This is a genomic window from Rhodococcus sp. NPDC003382 (assembly GCF_053589135.1).
The window spans coordinates 58,828-75,402 of record NZ_JBSFRH010000021.1 but is presented as its reverse complement, the minus strand read 5'-3'; the positions used below and the strand labels follow the sequence as shown (position 1 = coordinate 75,402).

Sequence of the window (16,575 nt, the reverse complement as noted above, 5' to 3'; positions counted from 1 at the left end):
GGAGGACCACCCCAATGACTGCAGACGTTCCGAACCCCGGGCGCACCGTGACCACCCAGATCGTCGCCGAGTACCCGGAGATGGCCGGCAAGGTCGCCGTCATCACCGGCGCGGCCCGCGGCATGGGCGCCCGGTTCACTCGTGGCCTGGCCACCCGCGGCGTGCACGTCGTCGCCGCCGACATCAACGACGCGGCGATGAAGGAAACGGCCGAGCAGATCAACACGGATCTGGCCGCCGAGTCCCTGGCCGCCACGCCCGGCACCGTCCTCGCCGCCCGAGTCGACGTGACCGTGCCCGACGACCACGAGGAACTCGCCCAGGTCGCCCTGCGCGAGCACGGACGCATCGACTTCTGGATCAACAACGCCGGAATCTTCCCGTTCGCGTTCGCCGAGGAGATCTCGGCCGAGCAGATCGCCGCCACCCTCGACGTCAACGTCGAAGGTGTGCTCTTCGGTGCACAGGCCGCCGCGCGGCACATGGCCGAGGGTGGCGCCATCGTGAACATGGCCTCGGTGTCGGCCGTGCGTGTGCGCCGTGGCCGCGGGGCCTACTGCGCTTCCAAGGCCGCCGTGCACCACCTCACCGAATCTCTCGCAGTCGAGTTCGGCGACAAGGGAATCCGCGTCAACTCGATCGCGCCGGGCTACATCGACACCGAGATGACCCGCTGGGTGCAGGACGATCCGGTCGCGCTGAAGCACGCGCTCGACACCGTGCCGCTGCACCGCCTCGGTTCGCCCGAGGAGGTCTTCGGACCTCTGCTGTTCCTGCTGTCCGACAGTTCGCGCTACGTCACCGGGCACTGCATCGCCGTCGACGGCGGGTCGCAGCATGTCTGAGACCGTGAACTATCCGTCGGTCGTGCTGGTCACCGGCGCGGCGGCAGGCATGGGCGCCAACCACTCCCGCGAGCTCGCCGCGCGCGGCGTGCACGTGTGCCTGGCCGACGTCTCGGATGCCACGCCGGTGGCCGAGGAGATCGCGGCGGCCGGGGGCTCGGCCTCGGTACACGCGCTCGACGTCACCGATTCCGCGGCGTGGTCGCGGGTGGTCGGCGAGATCCGTTCGGAACGAGGTGAACTGGGCGGCCTAGTCAACAACGCGGGTATCTCCCGCCGGCTCGAGTTCCTCGACACCCCGGACGAAGTGTGGGAACTGACCATGCGGATCAACCTGTTCGGCCCCTTCTACGGGATGAAGGCCGTCGCACCGCTCATGCGCGAATCCGGCGGTGGCTCCATCGTCAACATCTCGTCGATCGCCGGGCAGATCGGCTACTTCTCGCCGGCCTATTCGTCGAGCAAATGGGGCCTGACCGGGCTGTCGAAGTCCGCCGCAGGCAACTTCGCGCGGTGGGGTATCCGGGTCAATTCCGTGCATCCGGGCCTGGTCGGCACGGCACTGCTCGGAGGCGCCGACGCGTTCGTGAAGGCCGCGGTCGACAGTATCCCGTTCGGCCGCATGGGAACTCCCGACGAAATCACCGACGCGGTGCTGTTCCTGCTGTCCGACCGGTCCACCTACATGACCGGAAGCGAGGTCACCGTCGACGGCGGCCTCGTGTCGAACGGCCTGTACCACCGCATCATCGAGGAAACCGGAGGAGAGCTGTCGTGAGCGAACACGACGAGGACATCATCGACGTCGTCGTGGTGGGCGGCGGGGGCGCAGGACTGGCTGCCGCCGTGTCCGCAGCCGAAGCCGGCGCTAGCGTCCTACTGTTCGAAGCCGAAACCGAACTCGGGGGTTCCACCCAGCTGTCCGCGGGCGTGTTCACCGCCGCCGGCACCAGTGTGCAGGCCGGTCTCGGCATCGAGGACTCGGCGGAGAAGTTCTTCCAGCACTACATGGACCTGAACCAGTGGCTGCTCGCTCCCGGTCTGGTTCGTGCGTTCTGTGAGAATGCGGGTCCGACGCTCGAATGGCTGATCGGCCTCGGCGCCGAGATCCCGGCACGGGTGTCGTCGAACGCCCACATGCCGGGCCTGTGTCAGGCCGGTGTCGAGGACGTCTGGCGCGGTCACGTGCCCAAGGACCAGGGCTACGGCCTGGTGCAGACGCTCGACAAGGCCCGGCGGGCGCACGGGGTCGAGGCGATCCTCGGCACGAGGGTCCAGTCGCTGATCGTCGAGGACGGCCGCGTCGCCGGTGTCGTCGCCGACGACATCGAAGTGCGCGCCCACGCCGTCGTCATCGCCAGTGGTGGCCTCGCGCAGGACCCCGAGCTCGTGCAGCGGTTCTACCCGTACGCGCTCGAGGCGGGGGAGTCGCTGTTCGTCGTCGCCGCCCCCGGTAGCCGCGGTGACCACATCCGTTTCGGTGAGCAGGTCGACTCGGCGATCGCAGGTGACGGCTGGGGCCTGATGCTGCCCACCGCTTACTTCCAGCGCTACCACCACTGGCAGGCCGGTTTCCCGCCGAAGTCGCGCATGTACGTCAACAGCCACGGCCGCCGCTTCATGGACGAGGACGCCTCGTACGCGGTGTCGGGCGGGCTGATGGACCGCCAGAACGGGCCGGTCTGGGCGATCTTCGACGAGAAGGCCCGCATCGGTCTGCCCGCCGGCTACGCCGACTGGGACGCCGACCGCATCACCGCCGAGGCCGACGCGGGGCGCACGCTCCGCGCCGACAGCCTCGAGCACCTCGCCGACCTCATGGGCGTGCCCGCCGCGGGTCTGCTGGCGACGGTCGCGCGCTGGAACGATCAGCTTCCCCGCGGTGTCGACGAGGACTTCCTGCGTCACCGCACCCTCGAGAACAAGGGATCGACGTCCACGCCGGACCCCATCGAGGCCGGCCCGTTCTACGCGGTGCGTATGCTGCCCGCAGAACTGGTCTGTACTCATGCGGGCCTCGAGATCAACGCCGACGCGGAGGTCCTCGACGCCTGCGGAGTGCCGGTTCCGGGGCTATATGCCGCCGGTGAAGCAGGTGCCGGCATCCTCGGGCTTCGCTACGTCGGTGGCGGCAACGCCGTCGCCAACGCGTTGACCATGGGCCGGATCGCGGGACAACGCGCCGCCGGCCGAGCCCACGGGGCCTGACCCCATACACATCCCCCAGCGACAGGTGCGCGAGATATGTCGAGCGCACCGAGCCCCCATCGACAAGGAGATATGCCATGGGAGCGACGACAACGGAGGTTGCGGACAGCGACCTCGGCCGTGCGACGATCCGGAAGGTCGCCGTCCGGATCATGCCGATCGTCATGTTGTTGTACATCTTCAACTACATGGACCGGACCAACATCAGCTACGCCCAGCTCGGCATGCAGCACGAGCTCGGGATCACCGCAGCGACGTTCGGTGCGGCCGCGTCGATCTTCTTCCTCGCGTACGTGGTCTTCGAGATCCCGAGCAACATGGCCCTCAAGCGGTTCGGCGCGCGAATCTGGTTGGCGCGCATCGCGATCACGTGGGGCATCGTCACCGTGATCATGGGCTTCGTCAACAGCGTCACCCAGCTGTACGCGGCGCGGATCGCACTCGGCATCGCCGAGGCCGGTCTGTACCCCGGTCTGCTGCTGTACCTGACGTTCTGGTTCCGGCAGGGTGAGCGGGGCCGCGCGATCGCCGCGATGGCGCTCGCCCAGCCGATCGCGATGATCCTCGGCAGCTTCACCGGCGGTCTCATCCTCGACCACATCACGTGGTTCGACCTGAGCGGCTGGCGCTGGGTCTTCATCCTTCAGGGCGTCCCGACGATCCTGCTCGGCATCGTCGTTCTGTTCCTCCTGCCGGACACCCCGTCGAAGGCCAAGTTCCTCACCCGTCGCGAGGCCGAATGGCTCGAGGGGTCGATCAAGGCGGAGTACACCGAGCCGCACGACGCCGAGGGTTTCAAGCAGCAGCTCGCCGCCGTCAAGAATCCGCGCATCCTGCACATGGCGGTCGCGAACCTGTTCGCCGCGTGTGGTCTGTACGGCTTCACGTTCTTCCTGCCGCAGATCATCAAGCAGATGAACCCGGAGTACTCCGCCACGAACATCGGCTTCCTCGGCGCCCTGCCGTTCCTCGTCGGTGCCGTCGGCATGGTGCTCATCGCCCGGCATTCCGACCGCAGTGGCGAGCGTAAGTTCCACACCGCAGGATCGCTGGTGCTCGCCGCGATCGGCCTGTTCGGCACGATCCAGTTCGTGTCGACGCCGGTGGTAGCGATGATCTTCCTGTCGATGACGGCGATCGGTGTGCTCGGCTACCTGGCGCCGTACTGGGCGATGGCCTCTCAGGTGCTCACCCGCGCCGAAACCGTCGTCGGGTTGGCCGCGATCAACACGATCGCCGCGCTGGGCGGCTTCTTCGGGCCGTACGTCATCGGCAAGAACGCCTCCGCCGACGACGTCACGATCGGCCTGTACTTCCCGATCGGCTGCCTCGTGCTCTCCGCAGTCATGCTGGTCCTGGTGAAGGTCCCGGCGATGGTTCGCGGTGAGGAATCCTCCCGCGAGGCCGTGACTGCCGAGTCGTAGCCTCTCGGGTGCAAGGCGGCCGGGCCGCCGGTGAATCGATCGATCCCCTCTCGATCTTCGCCGGCGGCCCGGCTTTTTGTATATGTATGTATCAAATGGATTCTGCGGTACCCTCACGCTCATGACCGACCCCCGCGACGTCGACTACTGGTCGTTCGTCGAACTCGCGAAAAGCCGGCTGGGCAGCAGATACGGCGACTACCACCGCAACGCAACCGAGGTGCTGCTCACCCTGAACCGGGCGTCGGACGTCGTCACCTACGACCTCGAATCCACCGTGCACCGGCCCAACGGCCGCTCGTGGTCCGCCTACCGCCTGCTGTTCGTCGTGTGGCTGGCCGGGCCGATCGAGCCGAAGGGCGCCGCACGGCTGACCGGCATGAGCCGCGCGGCTGTGTCGAATCTAGCAAAACCGCTGGTCGAGGCAGGTCTCCTGGAGCGGACCCCGGCGAGTCACGACGGCCGTTCGGTGCAGTTGTCGCTCACCGAGGCGGGGGAGCGCGAGATCTCCGAGGCGTTCCGCGCGCAGAACGAGCGCGAGGCGGCGTGGGTCGAGGTGCTGACCGAGGCCGAACAGCAGATCCTCGTCATGCTCCTGAACAAGCTGATCACGAACCGCAGCCAGTTCGACGTGCGCGGACGCAACTGATCGCGGGAGCTCCGTGCCCGGTCAAGGGTGTGGATACTCCGATCGTCACGACCTCGTGACCGTTCCGTGGTTGCTTTCGTCCCGGAAAACTAGTTAATGTGTTTATTAATACCGGGGCGCAACCGCCTCGATCGGCCTGAGGAACCTGCGAGGAGCTGAACCCCATGGCGTTCTACCGACAGCTCGGCGTCATCCCGCCGAAGCGTCACACCCAGCACCGCGACGAGAACGGCAACCTCTACTACGAGGAGCTGATGGGCGAGGAGGGCTTCTCGTCCGACTCGTCGCTGCTGTACCACCGGCACATCCCGTCGGCGATCGTCGACGCGACCGTGTGGGACCTGCCGGACCAGACGACCACGCCGAATCATCCGCTCACGCCGCGGCACCTCAAGCTCCACGACCTGTTCCCCGAGAACCTGTGGGCGGACACCGACGTCGTCACCGGCCGCCGCCTGATCCTCGGCAACGCCGACGTGCGCATCTCGTACGTGGTGTCGAAGAAGGAATCGCCGCTGTACCGCAACGTCGTCGGCGACGAGATGGTCTACGTCGAATCCGGCACGGCCACAGTCGAAACCGTCTTCGGCACGCTCGAGGCGAAGTCCGGCGACTACGTGCTGCTGCCGATGGCGACGACGCACCGCTGGATCCCCACCGGCGACGAGCCGCTGCGCGCCTACGTCATCGAGGCCAACAGCCACATCGTGCCGCCGAAGCGTTACCTGTCGCGGTTCGGCCAGTTCCTCGAGAACTCCCCGTTCTGCGAGCGCGACCTGCACGGCCCGACCGCCCTCGTCGAGGTCGAGAACCTCGAGGGCGAGGTCGAGGTGCTCGTCAAGCACCGCACGTCGCACGGCATCGTCGGCACCCGCTACGTGGTGCCCACGCACCCGTTCGACGTGGTCGGCTGGGACGGCTGCCTCTACCCGTACACCTTCTCCATCCACGACTACGAGCCCATCACCGGTCGCGTGCACCAGCCGCCGCCGGCACACCAGGCGTTCGAGGGCAACAACTTCGTCATCTGCAACTTCGTGCCGCGCAAGGTGGACTACCACCCGCTCGCCGTCCCGGTGCCGTACTACCACTCCAACGTCGACTCCGACGAGATCATGTTCTACTGCGGCGGCGACTACGAGGCCCGCAAGGGATCCGGCATCGGGCAGGGCTCCATCTCGGTCCACCCGGGTGGGCACGCGCACGGCCCGCAGCCCGGCGCATACGAGCGCAGCATCGGCGTCGAGTTCTTCGACGAACTCGCCGTCATGGTCGACACGTTCCGCCCGCTCGAACTCGGCGAGGGTGCGTTCGCGTGCGAGGACACCACCTACGCCGGAAGCTGGAACCGCAATCGAGGTGCAGGCAAGTGACAACTCTCGGAACTCTGTTCACCGGACTGTGTGACGACGCCGCACTGTTCCCGCCGGGCAATGCCCCGCTGGAGCAGGCACTGCCGGCGCACGCCGGACACCGTATCTCCGACTACTCGGATCTGGTGGGGCTGTTCGTCTTTCCCGTTCCGCGCATCGAAGAACTGGTCGAGTCGCTCGAATCCCGTCCGCTCGGCGGCGAACTCGCTCTGAGCATCACGGCTCCGGGTGGTCCCGCGACCGTGTCCGCCGCGGTGGCTCGGCTGCGTGAACTCGACGGCGTGACCGTCGAGGCGGCGGAGATCGCGGTTCCCGCCGACAGCAGCGCCGAGGAATTCCTCGCTGCGCTCGACGTTGTCGCCGCCGAACTCCCCGGCGTCGCACTGTTCGTCGAGGTGCCCCGCGACGACCGTCGGCCCGCCCTCCTGGCCGGGCTCGCCGGGACGCCGCACGCGGCCAAGTTCCGCACCGGCGGTGTCGTCGCCGAGGCCTACCCGGACGAGACCGAACTGGCCGAAGCCATCCGGACCGCAGTCAACGCCGGCGTGCCGTTCAAGGCGACCGCGGGTCTGCACCACGCGATCCGGAACACGGACCCGCACACCGGCTTCGAGCAGCACGGCTTCCTCAACGTGCTCGCCGCGGTGGATGCCGCACTGGACGGCGCGGACGTGGCCGGCCTCGCGACGGTGCTCGCCGACCGCGACGGTGCCGCCGTCGCCACCCGCCTCTCCGCGCTGTCGCCGGCACGTATCACCGAGGTGCGCAGCCGGTTCCGGTCGTTCGGTACCTGCAGCATCGTCGAACCGCTCGTCGATCTGATCGACCTCGGCCTGGTGCCCGCAACCGTTCTCCCGATTACCGAAGGATCACCCGCATGACCGTCATCGACATTCCCGAGGGTTCGCTCTTCGGCATCGACAACCTTCCCTACGGCATCTTCTCCACCGAGGACTCCGAACCGCGCGTCGGCGTCCGCGTCGGCGACACGGTGCTCGACCTGAGCCGGGTCTTCGAGGACGACGTGGTCTTCGCCGAGCCGTCGCTCAATGCCTTCATGGCACAGGGCCGCCGTCGCTGGGACGAAGTGCGTTCCGCCATCAAGGAACTCGTGTCCGGGGAGGTCGCGGACGACGCGGTGTTCCCGATCGCGGACGTGACGCTGCACCTTCCGATCGAGGTCGCGGACTACGTCGACTTCTACGCGTCGGAGAACCACGCGTCGAACCTCGGACGGTTGTTCCGCCCGCAGAACCCCGATCCGCTGATGCCGAACTGGAAGCACCTTCCCGTCGGCTACCACGGCCGGTCGTCGACGGTGGTCACCTCGGGTGTCGACATCGTGCGCCCGTGCGGCCAGCGCAAGGGCCCGAACGATCCGGCGCCGGTCTTCGGACCGTCCATCCGCCTCGACATCGAAGCCGAGATGGGGTTCATCGTCGGTGTCGGCAGCCCGATGGGCTCGCAGATCGAGCCGGACGAGTTCGCCGAGCACTGCTTCGGCGCGGTCATCCTCAACGACTGGTCCGCCCGCGACATCCAGGCCTGGGAGTACGTGCCGCTCGGCCCGAACCTCGGCAAGTCGTTCGCGACGTCGATCTCCCCGTGGGTCGTGCCGCTCGCCGCACTCGAAGCCGCCCGCATCGACACTCCGGTGCAGGACCCGGAACCGCTGCCGTACCTGCAGGGCAACGAGAAGTGGGGCCTGGACATCGACCTCGAGGTCGAATGGAACGGGGTCGTCGTCAGCCGCCCGCCGTATGCGCAGATGTACTGGTCGCCCGCGCAGATGCTCGCGCACACGTCCGTCAACGGCGCCGCCACCCGCACCGGTGACCTGTTCGGCTCCGGCACCATCTCCGGCCCGGAGAAGAACCAGCGCGGCGCGTTCATCGAACTCACGTGGGGTGGAGCCGAACCCGTCCAGGTCGGCGACGAGACCCGCACCTTCATCGAGGACGGCGACGAGATCGCGATCTCGGCGACCGCGCCCGGCCCGAACGGCTCCCGGATCGGCTTCGGCGAGGTCCGCACCCGGATCCTGCCCGCCACCGGCGCCGGCAACTGAGCCCGGTCTTCATCGAGACCAGGTCCGCGTAGTAACCGGAGCGCCTCTGGAACGAACGTCGGACCACAAGAGTGATGCCCGGGACCCACGAGGTCCCGGGCATTACTTGTCGGTCGAGACCGGTGTTGTTCGCGACTTCCCCTGCAGATTCCGCAAACAACATCGATCTCGTCGTCGCACCCGGATTCAGAACCCTGGTCTGCGGGGCAGTTCGGGAAGGGGGATCTGCGGGGGCGCGGGAAGTGCGGGCAGCTGGAACTGCGGCACGTTGGGAAGGAGCCCCGCTGGTTGCGGTGGGGCCGCCGGATCCGACGCGTCGTCCGACGCACTTTCCTGCGTTTGCGGGGTCGTGAACGTCTGCGTCGGAGACTGTGTCCGAGACTGATAGGTGGCCGGCGCCCGGGTCTGTGCGGGGACGCTCGGCTGGTCTTCGATCACCGGCTGGTTGTCGATCACCGGCGGAGCGTCTTCCGGAGACGTCGACGCACCCGCGATCGTGGTGGGCTGTGGCGCCACTGTCTGCGTAGCCGAGGGTGCCTGGGTGTTCTGTGGCGTGACGGCCGGTTGCGCGTCGTCGTCGGAACCCGGAAGCAGGCCGATGGCGAGGCCGACGACAGCGACAGCGGCGACGACACCGCCGGCGATGAGTAAGCCCAGACGTTTCGACGGCAGTGCGGTCGTGTCGACCGTGTCGGTCGTGTCGGTGGTGTGCCGGATTTCGACGGTCCGGAGTTCGACAGTGTCGAGGTCGTGGCTCGACGGGCCGAGCGCGGGTGTTTCCGTCGGGGCTACCACCGCGCTGGTGAGGGTGTCGGTCGCCGGCTGCGCGAGCAGGGCCGCACCGTCCGCCGCGACGAGTTCGGGCTGTGCGGGCACGATCACCGGAATGTTGAGCCACGACTCCATCACGGAGGTGACCAGCGGGATGTTGGCACCGCCACCGATGAGTACCGCGGCGTCGGGGGTGCGCCCCGAGCGGCGGATGACTTCGCGGGTGAGACGAGCCGACGTCTTGACGGGGTCGTCGATGAGCGAGTCGAAGCTGTCCTGGGAGAGCAGCAGCAGACCGCCTTCGCCCGGCATGCACACCGCCCCGCTGGTGGACAGCTGCTCCTTCGCGTCGCGGCACCTGGCAGTCAGGGCCAGTTGTGCCGCTGTGTCGGTGGGGCCGGTCAAGCGGTGCTGTTCGAGGTGGTAGTCGTAGATCAGCCGGTCGACGAGGTCGCCGCTGATCTCGTTCGAGCGTGCGGTGCTCAGCACGAATCTCGTGGCGCGGTCGACGACCGTGATGGTGAGGCCGGAACTGCCGAGATCGTAGAGCACGAGCGTCTCGTGGTCGCCGAGATCGCCTGACGCTTCCAGCATTTCGAGCGCGGCGGTCACTTCGGGGACCAGTTGGAAGTTGTCGATGTCCAGTCGGGCCATCGCGGTTTGAACGGCATCGGCCTGTGCCTCGTTCCGGTACGCGACGCCGATGGCCTGTATCTGGTCGATCTCGCCGGTTCGGGTGAGGACCGTCTCGAGGGATTCTGTGGCCGGTTCCTCCGGCCGTTCGAGTAGTGCGGTCACCGAGTGCGATCGGAAGATGGGGCCGTCGAGGCGCTCGGTGTCGCGGCGCGCGAACCGCACAGCGCTGGCACCGACCGACATACCGAGAACTGACGTCATGACGCCGACTATAACGGTTTGGTCACGGGTCGCGCGCGGCGAGCATGCCCGGCGCTGTGCTGTCGGCGATGTTGCCGGTGACGCCGTGCAGTTAGGGTGGCGAACATGACGCACACCACACGACGTTGGGGACTGACCGTTCCCCTCGACGGGATTCCGCTCCCGGACCAGCGCAAACTGATCGAAGAGCTCCCGGATCTCGGCTACACGGACGTGTGGTCGGCGGAGGCGGGCGTCGCCGATGCCTTCACTCCGCTCGCCCTCGCGAGCGTGTGGGCGCCGACCCTCCGTCTCGGTACCGCGATCGTCCCCGTCTGCACGCGCGGCCCCGCAACCCTCGCCATGTCCGCGGCGACCCTGGCGAGCGCGGCGCCGGGACGGTTCGTGCTCGGCGTGGGCACCTCGTCCAACGTGATCGTCGAGAAGTGGAACGGCATACCGTTCGAGGAGCCGTTCAAACGTGCCCGCGACACCCTGCGCTTCCTGAAGTCCGCGCTCGCGGGGGAGAAGGTGAGCCAGGAGTACGACACGTTCACGGTCGACGGGTTCCGTCCGGGACTCGTCGCCGATCCCGCACCGCCGGTGCTGCTCGCCGCCCTGCGACCCGGCATGCTGCGGCTCGCCGGCCGGGAAGCGGACGGGGCGATCGTCAACTGGTTGTCCGCGGACGACGTGCGCACCGTGGCCCCCTACGTGCACGAAGGCGGCGACGGCAAGGAGATCGTCGCGCGCATCTTCGTGCTCCAGGGCTTCGACACCGACACCGCCCGCGCGCTCGGGCGGCGCATGATCGCCGCCTATATGAACGTCCCCGTCTATCGCGCGTTCCACGAGTTCCTCGGACGATCGGACGAGTTCGCCGGCATGTGGCGGCTGTGGGAGGAAGGCGACCGCAAGGGCGCGCTCGACGCGATCCCGGACAGCGTCGTCGACGACCTCGTGATCCACGGCCATCCGGACGCCTGCAGGGAACACATCGAGCGCTACACCGAGGCCGGCGTGACGACGCCGGCGATCGCGCTGGCGACCCCGGGCGATCCCGCGGAAGCGATCCGCGCGCTGGCTCCGCGCTGATCGCCTCGCTCGGATCGACTACGGAGTCGGTGGGTCCGGTGGGTGGCTGCGCCCGGTGACCGCATCGCGCATCTTGTCGAGCGTGGCGGCGGCCGTGCCCATCATCTTCTGCGCGCCCGGTCCGGACGGTGTGTCCGGATGCGGGCGCGTGGGCGCTTTCTTCTTGGCGTTGAGGAGAGTTGTCCCCAGTTCCTGAAGTTCGCTTTCGCTCAGTTCGGCGGCCAGACGCGGCCAGACCACGTTCTGCTCGTACGCGATGTGCTTACGGCCCGCAGTGATGAAAGCGGCCAGTGCACCGTGGTATTCGTCTTCGCCGGGTTTGCCGTTCTCGAGCTTCTGAAGGAGATGCTTGCCCGAGTTCTCCTGTGACATCGCGTCGTCGGCGAGTTTGTCGCCGTCCTCGAGTCGTTCCCGTACCAGGGGCCAGAAGTATTGTTGTTCGATCGCTTCGTGTCTCGACTCCGCGACGACCAGATCGGTCACCATGGTGCCCAATCCGCTGAGCTGGGCACCGCTGCCCTGCGGGGCTCCGTCGAGAACCTCGAACATGCCCAGCACGCTCTCGTGGTCGTTTCTCAGGACTGTGAACGCATCCACCATTGTCATCGCCTCCGGTTCGGTGGTGGTCGCGACGTGATACCCGGCGCGGTCCTGCGGTAAACGACGCACGGTGTCCGGCGGAGGCAGTTTCCCTGCGTGCGTCCCGGGTACCCGCCTCCAGACCCTGTGCACACACAGACGAGGAGTGACATGTTCATCCACAACAAGGACCTGCAGTTCGAGGTGCGGGTCGACCGACCCGACCCGCGATTCGCCACGTTGCTCCAAGAGCAGTTCGGTGGCGCCAACGGCGAGCTGAAAGCCGCGATGCAGTACTTCACGCAGGCGTTCATTCTGCGCCGCAAGAACCCGAAGATGTACGACTTGTTCATGGACATCGCCACCGAGGAGTTGAGTCACCTCGAGATGGTGGGATCGATGATCACGATGCTGTTGGACGGTCTCAACGACGACCTGAAGATGGCGAACGAACGGTGCGACTGGATGCCGCTGGTGTCCACCGCCGACGGTAAGGAACAGGCGATCCATCAGGTTGCCGTGAATCCGCTGTACCTGGCGCTGACCGGCGGCGGTCCCGACGTGAGCAACTCGGCCGGAGTCCCCTGGACGGGTGCATACGTCAACGCCAACGGCGATCCGACCGTCGACCTGCGCAGCAATCTCGGCGCGGAAACGCGGGCGAAGATCGTCTACGAGTACCTCAAGCAGTTCACCGACGACCCCGGCGTGCAGGAGACGCTCACCTTCCTGATGACACGCGAGGTCGCGCACTACCAGCAGTTCACCGCGGCCCTGAACGAACTGCCGGTGAACTTCCCGCCCGGTGCGCTCGCAGGTGACGACCGATTCCAGAACCTTGCGTTCAACATGTCCAACGGTGCGGACTCGGTGCGAGGACCCTGGAACGAAGGCCAGGGACCGTGGCCCCAGGGCATGGAATGGAAGTACGTCGAAGCGCCGACGGAGCAGTGGCTCGGCACCGATATCCGGGAGAACCACGGCGTGGACACCAACCCGCAGGGCGGGCCCGAGGTGCACGGAACGAAACCGTTCACCCACGAGCACCACACACCCGCCAACTGACGGGATCGACTGCGCGGCGAGCCGGGGCCGGTGCCGCCCCGGCCGTCGGGCAGGATCGGGTGCATGGGCGCGGAAGACACGGTGGAGATCGTCGGCGAGGACTTCTCGGATGCGCGGCTGGACGGCCGGGAGTGGACGAACCACACCTACACCGATTGCACGTTCCGCGATGCCGACCTCAGTGGACTGATCACCGATCACGTGGTGTTCACCGACTGCGACTTCACAGGCGCGGACCTGTCCGGGTCCCGCCACACCGCCACCGCTTTCCGATCCTGCACCTTCGATCGAACAACTCTGTGGCACAGTGAATTCCGATTTTCCAGTTTGCTGGGCTCGACCTTCGAGCAGTGCCGGATGCGGCCGGTGGTGCTCGACGAGGTGGACCTGACCCTGGCCTCGCTCGGCCGGGCCGATCTGCGCGGCGTCGACTTCACCGGCTGCCGGCTGCGGGAGACCAATCTCGTCGAAGCGGACCTGCGCACCGCCACGCTGCGCGGCGTCGACCTGACGGGTGCGCGCACGACGGGTGTGCGACTCGACGGTGCGGACCTGCGCGGCGCACAGACCGGACCGGCGCTGTGGACGACGGCGAAGCTCGAAGGCGCGAAGATCGACCTCACGCAGGCGGTCGCGATGGCCTCCGCGCTCGGGCTGATCGTCGAGCAGTGATCACGATTCGGTGAAAGCGGTTAACGACATTCGACCCTCGGGCGACTATTCGGGCAGACCTCATCGCAGGAGTGCCCATGTCCGAGACGCCGAGGAGGCCCGCCTCCGAGATGCCGAGGAGGCCCGCCTCCGAGATGCCGAGGAGGCCCGCCTCCGTGATGCCGAGGAGGCCCGCCAGTAGCGGGATCTCGCGTGTCACAGTAGTGGCCGACGACGGGGTGCCGCTGGCCGCGACGATCGAGGGACCGCGGGACGCCGCGCTGACCGTCGTCCTCGTGCACGGCCACTGTCAGGACGCCGACAGCTGGAACGACGTCCGCCGCCACCTGGCGGCCGAAGTGCGCATCGTGCGTTACGACCAACGGGGACACGGACGTTCGGGATCCGGTGAAGTGTCCTCGCTTACGCTCGACGGCCTCGCAGGCGACCTCGACGCCGTGTTGCGGACGCTGGTGCCCACGGGACCGATCGTGCTCGCCGGGTACTCGATGGGCGGCATGGTGGCGATGGCCTACGCGCGGCTGTATCCCGCCGCGATCGGCGCCCGCATCGTCGGGGTCGCGCTCATCGCGACCGCTGCGTCGGGGCTCGCGGAACACGGGGTGGGTCGCTATCTGCGGCACCCGGCCGCGTCGATGCTGCACGGGGCGGTCGCGCGCGCACCTCGGGCGATGGAGGTGTCGAAACGGGCCGGTGGCCGGTTGTGCTCATTGCTGTCCCGCGGCCGCGAGGGCGACTCGTGGCTGCGGACCGCCGGGCTGGTGCTGTCGAGCACCACGTCGGTGGTGGCGTGGTCGCGTCTGCTCGCGGCGTTCGCGGTGCTCGACGAATCCGCGGCGCTGGTCGCCCTCGCGAGGGTGCCGGTCGTCGTCGCCGCCGGAACCGCGGATCGATACGTCCCCATCGCGCATTCGGAGGCGATCGTCGATCTCCTGCCGCACGCCGAGTTCGTGCGGATCGTGGGGGCCGGGCATCGGATCCTCGCCGAATGCCCTGATCAGGTGGCGTCCGCGCTGGGGCGGTTGCTCGGTACTTTCCGCCCGGTCGACGGACCGCTGCAGCGCAGCGCGGTCTGATCGGTCCTTGCTCCGCGACTCGTTGCCCACGTCGAATGCCCGGCGCCCGGGCCGTTCGATCCGGGCCTCCCGTCCATCGGTACGGCCGGTTGTGCGTTTGCCGATGCGGTGCGAGCCTCGGGCGATGACTCACGAGTCGAGCACCGATGCCACGGCGATCACCAATCTGCTCTACCGCTACGCCGAGCACATGGATGCGGGCAGGTTCGAGGATGCGGCGTCGTTGTTCTCGCACGCACGCGTGCGGTTCGGGGGCGAGCACGAGAGCGTCGGGGGAGCGGGTCTGGCCGACATGTGGCGCTCGATGGTGAAGATCCATCGATGCGGCACCCCGCGAACGAAGCATGTCGTCGCGAATCCGCTGCTCGACGTCGATGCCGCCGTCGGGCGCGCCACGTGCCGCTCGTACTACACCGTGCTGCAGGCGACCGAGGATCTCCCGTTGCAGGTCGTCGCAGCCGGCCGTTACCTCGACGAGTTCGAACGAGTGGACGGTCGGTGGCGCTTCGCGTTCCGTGACTACTCGTTGTTCGACCTGCCGGGGAACACGGGTGAACATCTGCGCGGCACCACACGCAGTCTCCCTACCGACCGCGCGGATGTCGCCGCGGTGATCAACCGCTACTCGGATGCCCTCGACGACCGCGACTGGGCGAGCCTGGACGACTTCTTCACCGAGGACGCGGTGGCACGCTACGGCAGCGTGGACAGCACACCGCTGACGGGACGGACCGAGATCGTCCGGATGATCCGGTCGAATCTCGACGGTTGCGGCCCGTCACAGCACCTGTTCGGCAATCTCGTCGTCGAGATCGACGGGGACCTCGCCAGGTCGTCGTGCAAGGCCCGCGTCTGCCACTTCGGTGCCGGGGAGCGAGTCTCGCTCGAGCCGTACGAATGCTTCGGCGTCTACCGGCACACGCTGCACCGAACCGCGGACGGCTGGCGGGTCACGGAGTTGCTGTTCGACGTACGTCACGCGGCGGGGGACATCCGGGTCCTGCAACCGCGCTGACGGGCCGGCCCGTTGCGGTGGTGCCGGACGTATTCGTGCGGCAGTCTGGGGCCATGACCGAGACCAGTGTTGCTCCCGTTCTCATCGCCGTCGACGACGCCAGCGGAATCGGCGTCCTCACCCTCAATCGCCCGCAGCAGCGCAACCCGCTGTCGGTCGACACGATGCGCGAGGTGATCCGGGGATTGCGCGCGCTCTCCGCGGACAGCCGGGTGATCGTGATCCGGGCGGACGGTCCGGTGTTCTCGGCGGGGCACGACCTGCGGGAGATGATCGGGCGCACGCTCGAGGAGGAACGCGCGATCTTCGACGTGTGCAACGAAATGATGCGCACCGTGCAGTCGATTCCGCAGCCGGTCATCGCATCGGTGCAGGGCCCGGCCGTCGCGGCGGGATGCCAGCTCGTCGCGTCGTGCGATCTCGCGGTCGCGGCGACCGACGCGGTGTTCGGAACTCCGGGTGTGCGGATCGGCCTGTTCTGTTCGACGCCGATGGTCGCGGTGAGCCGCGCCGTCGGCCGCAAGCGTGCGCTGCAGATGCTGCTGACCGGCGACACGATCGACGCCGAGACGGCCGCCGACTGGGGGCTGGTGAACTTCGTGGTGCCGCCCGAGGAGCTGGAGATCCGGACGACGGAACTGGCGGCGAAGATCGTCTCGGCGTCGTCGGCGACGGTGCGGATCGGCAAGGAAGCGTTCTACCGGCAGATCGATCTGCCGCAGGACGAGGCGTACGAGGCGATGGCCGAGACGATGGCGGCGAATGCGGTGATCTGCGATGCGCAGGAGGGCATGTCGGCGTTCGTCGAGAAGCGTTCGCCGGTCTGGCAGGGACGCTGAACCGGGGTCGAAAGAGCGGT

The 16,575-nt window shown here is 67.7% G+C and carries 16 protein-coding genes; 14 read left to right on the top strand and 2 right to left on the bottom strand.

Annotation, left to right across the window (positions count from 1 at the left end; genetic code table 11):
* Positions 1-14 precede the first annotated feature (14 nt).
* The 8 genes from ACWDUD_RS15995 to fahA all read left to right on the top strand — a co-directional run bounded on the left by ACWDUD_RS15995 (position 15) and on the right by fahA (position 8,567).
* Positions 15-845, top strand: coding sequence for an SDR family NAD(P)-dependent oxidoreductase (locus ACWDUD_RS15995; RefSeq protein WP_450109917.1), 831 nt, complete (start codon positions 15-17; stop codon positions 843-845).
* A complete protein-coding gene (locus ACWDUD_RS15990; protein WP_450109916.1) occupies positions 838-1,623 on the top strand; it encodes an SDR family NAD(P)-dependent oxidoreductase in 786 nt (261 codons plus the stop codon). The genes ACWDUD_RS15995 and ACWDUD_RS15990 overlap by 8 nt, the downstream gene beginning before the upstream one ends.
* A complete protein-coding gene (locus tag ACWDUD_RS15985; RefSeq protein WP_450109915.1) occupies positions 1,620-3,053 on the top strand; it encodes an FAD-dependent oxidoreductase in 1,434 nt (477 codons plus the stop codon). The genes ACWDUD_RS15990 and ACWDUD_RS15985 overlap by 4 nt, the downstream gene beginning before the upstream one ends.
* A 77-nt stretch (positions 3,054-3,130) precedes the next feature.
* Positions 3,131-4,477: an MFS transporter gene (locus ACWDUD_RS15980; protein ID WP_450109914.1), complete on the top strand. Its 1,347-nt coding sequence runs from the start codon at positions 3,131-3,133 to the stop codon at positions 4,475-4,477.
* 121 nt (positions 4,478-4,598) lie between these two features.
* Positions 4,599-5,126, top strand: coding sequence for a MarR family winged helix-turn-helix transcriptional regulator (locus ACWDUD_RS15975; protein ID WP_450109913.1), 528 nt, complete (start codon positions 4,599-4,601; stop codon positions 5,124-5,126).
* A gap of 164 nt (positions 5,127-5,290) precedes the next feature.
* Positions 5,291-6,499, top strand: a complete 1,209-nt coding sequence (locus ACWDUD_RS15970; protein ID WP_197252980.1) for a homogentisate 1,2-dioxygenase — start codon at positions 5,291-5,293, stop codon at positions 6,497-6,499.
* Positions 6,496-7,380 carry a hypothetical protein gene (locus tag ACWDUD_RS15965; protein WP_450109912.1) on the top strand — a complete coding sequence of 295 codons (885 nt, stop codon included), beginning with the start codon at positions 6,496-6,498 and terminating at the stop codon, positions 7,378-7,380. The genes ACWDUD_RS15970 and ACWDUD_RS15965 overlap by 4 nt, the downstream gene beginning before the upstream one ends.
* The gene (fahA, locus tag ACWDUD_RS15960; protein WP_450109911.1) at positions 7,377-8,567 is read left to right on the top strand and encodes a fumarylacetoacetase; all 1,191 of its coding nucleotides are present in this window, start codon (positions 7,377-7,379) and stop codon (positions 8,565-8,567) included. The genes ACWDUD_RS15965 and fahA overlap by 4 nt, the downstream gene beginning before the upstream one ends.
* A 186-nt stretch (positions 8,568-8,753) precedes the next feature.
* On the opposite strand, the gene ACWDUD_RS15955 is transcribed toward fahA, so the two are convergent.
* Entirely contained in the window at positions 8,754-10,235 is a 1,482-nt protein-coding gene (locus ACWDUD_RS15955; protein WP_450109910.1) for an Hsp70 family protein, read from the bottom strand.
* 105 nt (positions 10,236-10,340) lie between these two features.
* On the opposite strand from ACWDUD_RS15955, the gene ACWDUD_RS15950 reads away from it, so the two are divergent.
* Positions 10,341-11,309 carry an LLM class F420-dependent oxidoreductase gene (locus ACWDUD_RS15950; protein WP_450109909.1) on the top strand — a complete coding sequence of 323 codons (969 nt, stop codon included), beginning with the start codon at positions 10,341-10,343 and terminating at the stop codon, positions 11,307-11,309.
* Positions 11,310-11,327: 18 nt separating this feature from the next.
* Here the strand turns inward: ACWDUD_RS15950 and ACWDUD_RS15945 are convergent, their stop codons facing one another.
* Positions 11,328-11,906, bottom strand: a complete 579-nt coding sequence (locus ACWDUD_RS15945) for a hemerythrin domain-containing protein (protein ID WP_450109947.1) — start codon at positions 11,904-11,906, stop codon at positions 11,328-11,330.
* A gap of 153 nt (positions 11,907-12,059) precedes the next feature.
* On the opposite strand from ACWDUD_RS15945, the gene ACWDUD_RS15940 reads away from it, so the two are divergent.
* The 5 genes from ACWDUD_RS15940 to ACWDUD_RS15920 all read left to right on the top strand — a co-directional run bounded on the left by ACWDUD_RS15940 (position 12,060) and on the right by ACWDUD_RS15920 (position 16,555).
* Complete coding sequence (locus ACWDUD_RS15940) at positions 12,060-12,953, top strand: manganese catalase family protein (protein WP_197252816.1); 894 nt, start codon at positions 12,060-12,062, stop codon at positions 12,951-12,953.
* A gap of 63 nt (positions 12,954-13,016) precedes the next feature.
* Positions 13,017-13,625 (top strand): pentapeptide repeat-containing protein, encoded by a 609-nt coding sequence (locus ACWDUD_RS15935; protein WP_450109908.1) that lies wholly within the window; start codon positions 13,017-13,019, stop codon positions 13,623-13,625.
* A 203-nt stretch (positions 13,626-13,828) separates the two neighbouring features.
* A complete protein-coding gene (locus ACWDUD_RS15930) occupies positions 13,829-14,701 on the top strand; it encodes an alpha/beta fold hydrolase (RefSeq protein ID WP_450109907.1) in 873 nt (290 codons plus the stop codon).
* Positions 14,702-14,825: 124 nt separating this feature from the next.
* Positions 14,826-15,716: a nuclear transport factor 2 family protein gene (locus tag ACWDUD_RS15925; RefSeq protein WP_450109906.1), complete on the top strand. Its 891-nt coding sequence runs from the start codon at positions 14,826-14,828 to the stop codon at positions 15,714-15,716.
* 53 nt (positions 15,717-15,769) lie between these two features.
* The gene (locus ACWDUD_RS15920; protein WP_450109905.1) at positions 15,770-16,555 is read left to right on the top strand and encodes an enoyl-CoA hydratase; all 786 of its coding nucleotides are present in this window, start codon (positions 15,770-15,772) and stop codon (positions 16,553-16,555) included.
* The last annotated feature ends 20 nt before the right edge of the window (positions 16,556-16,575 follow it).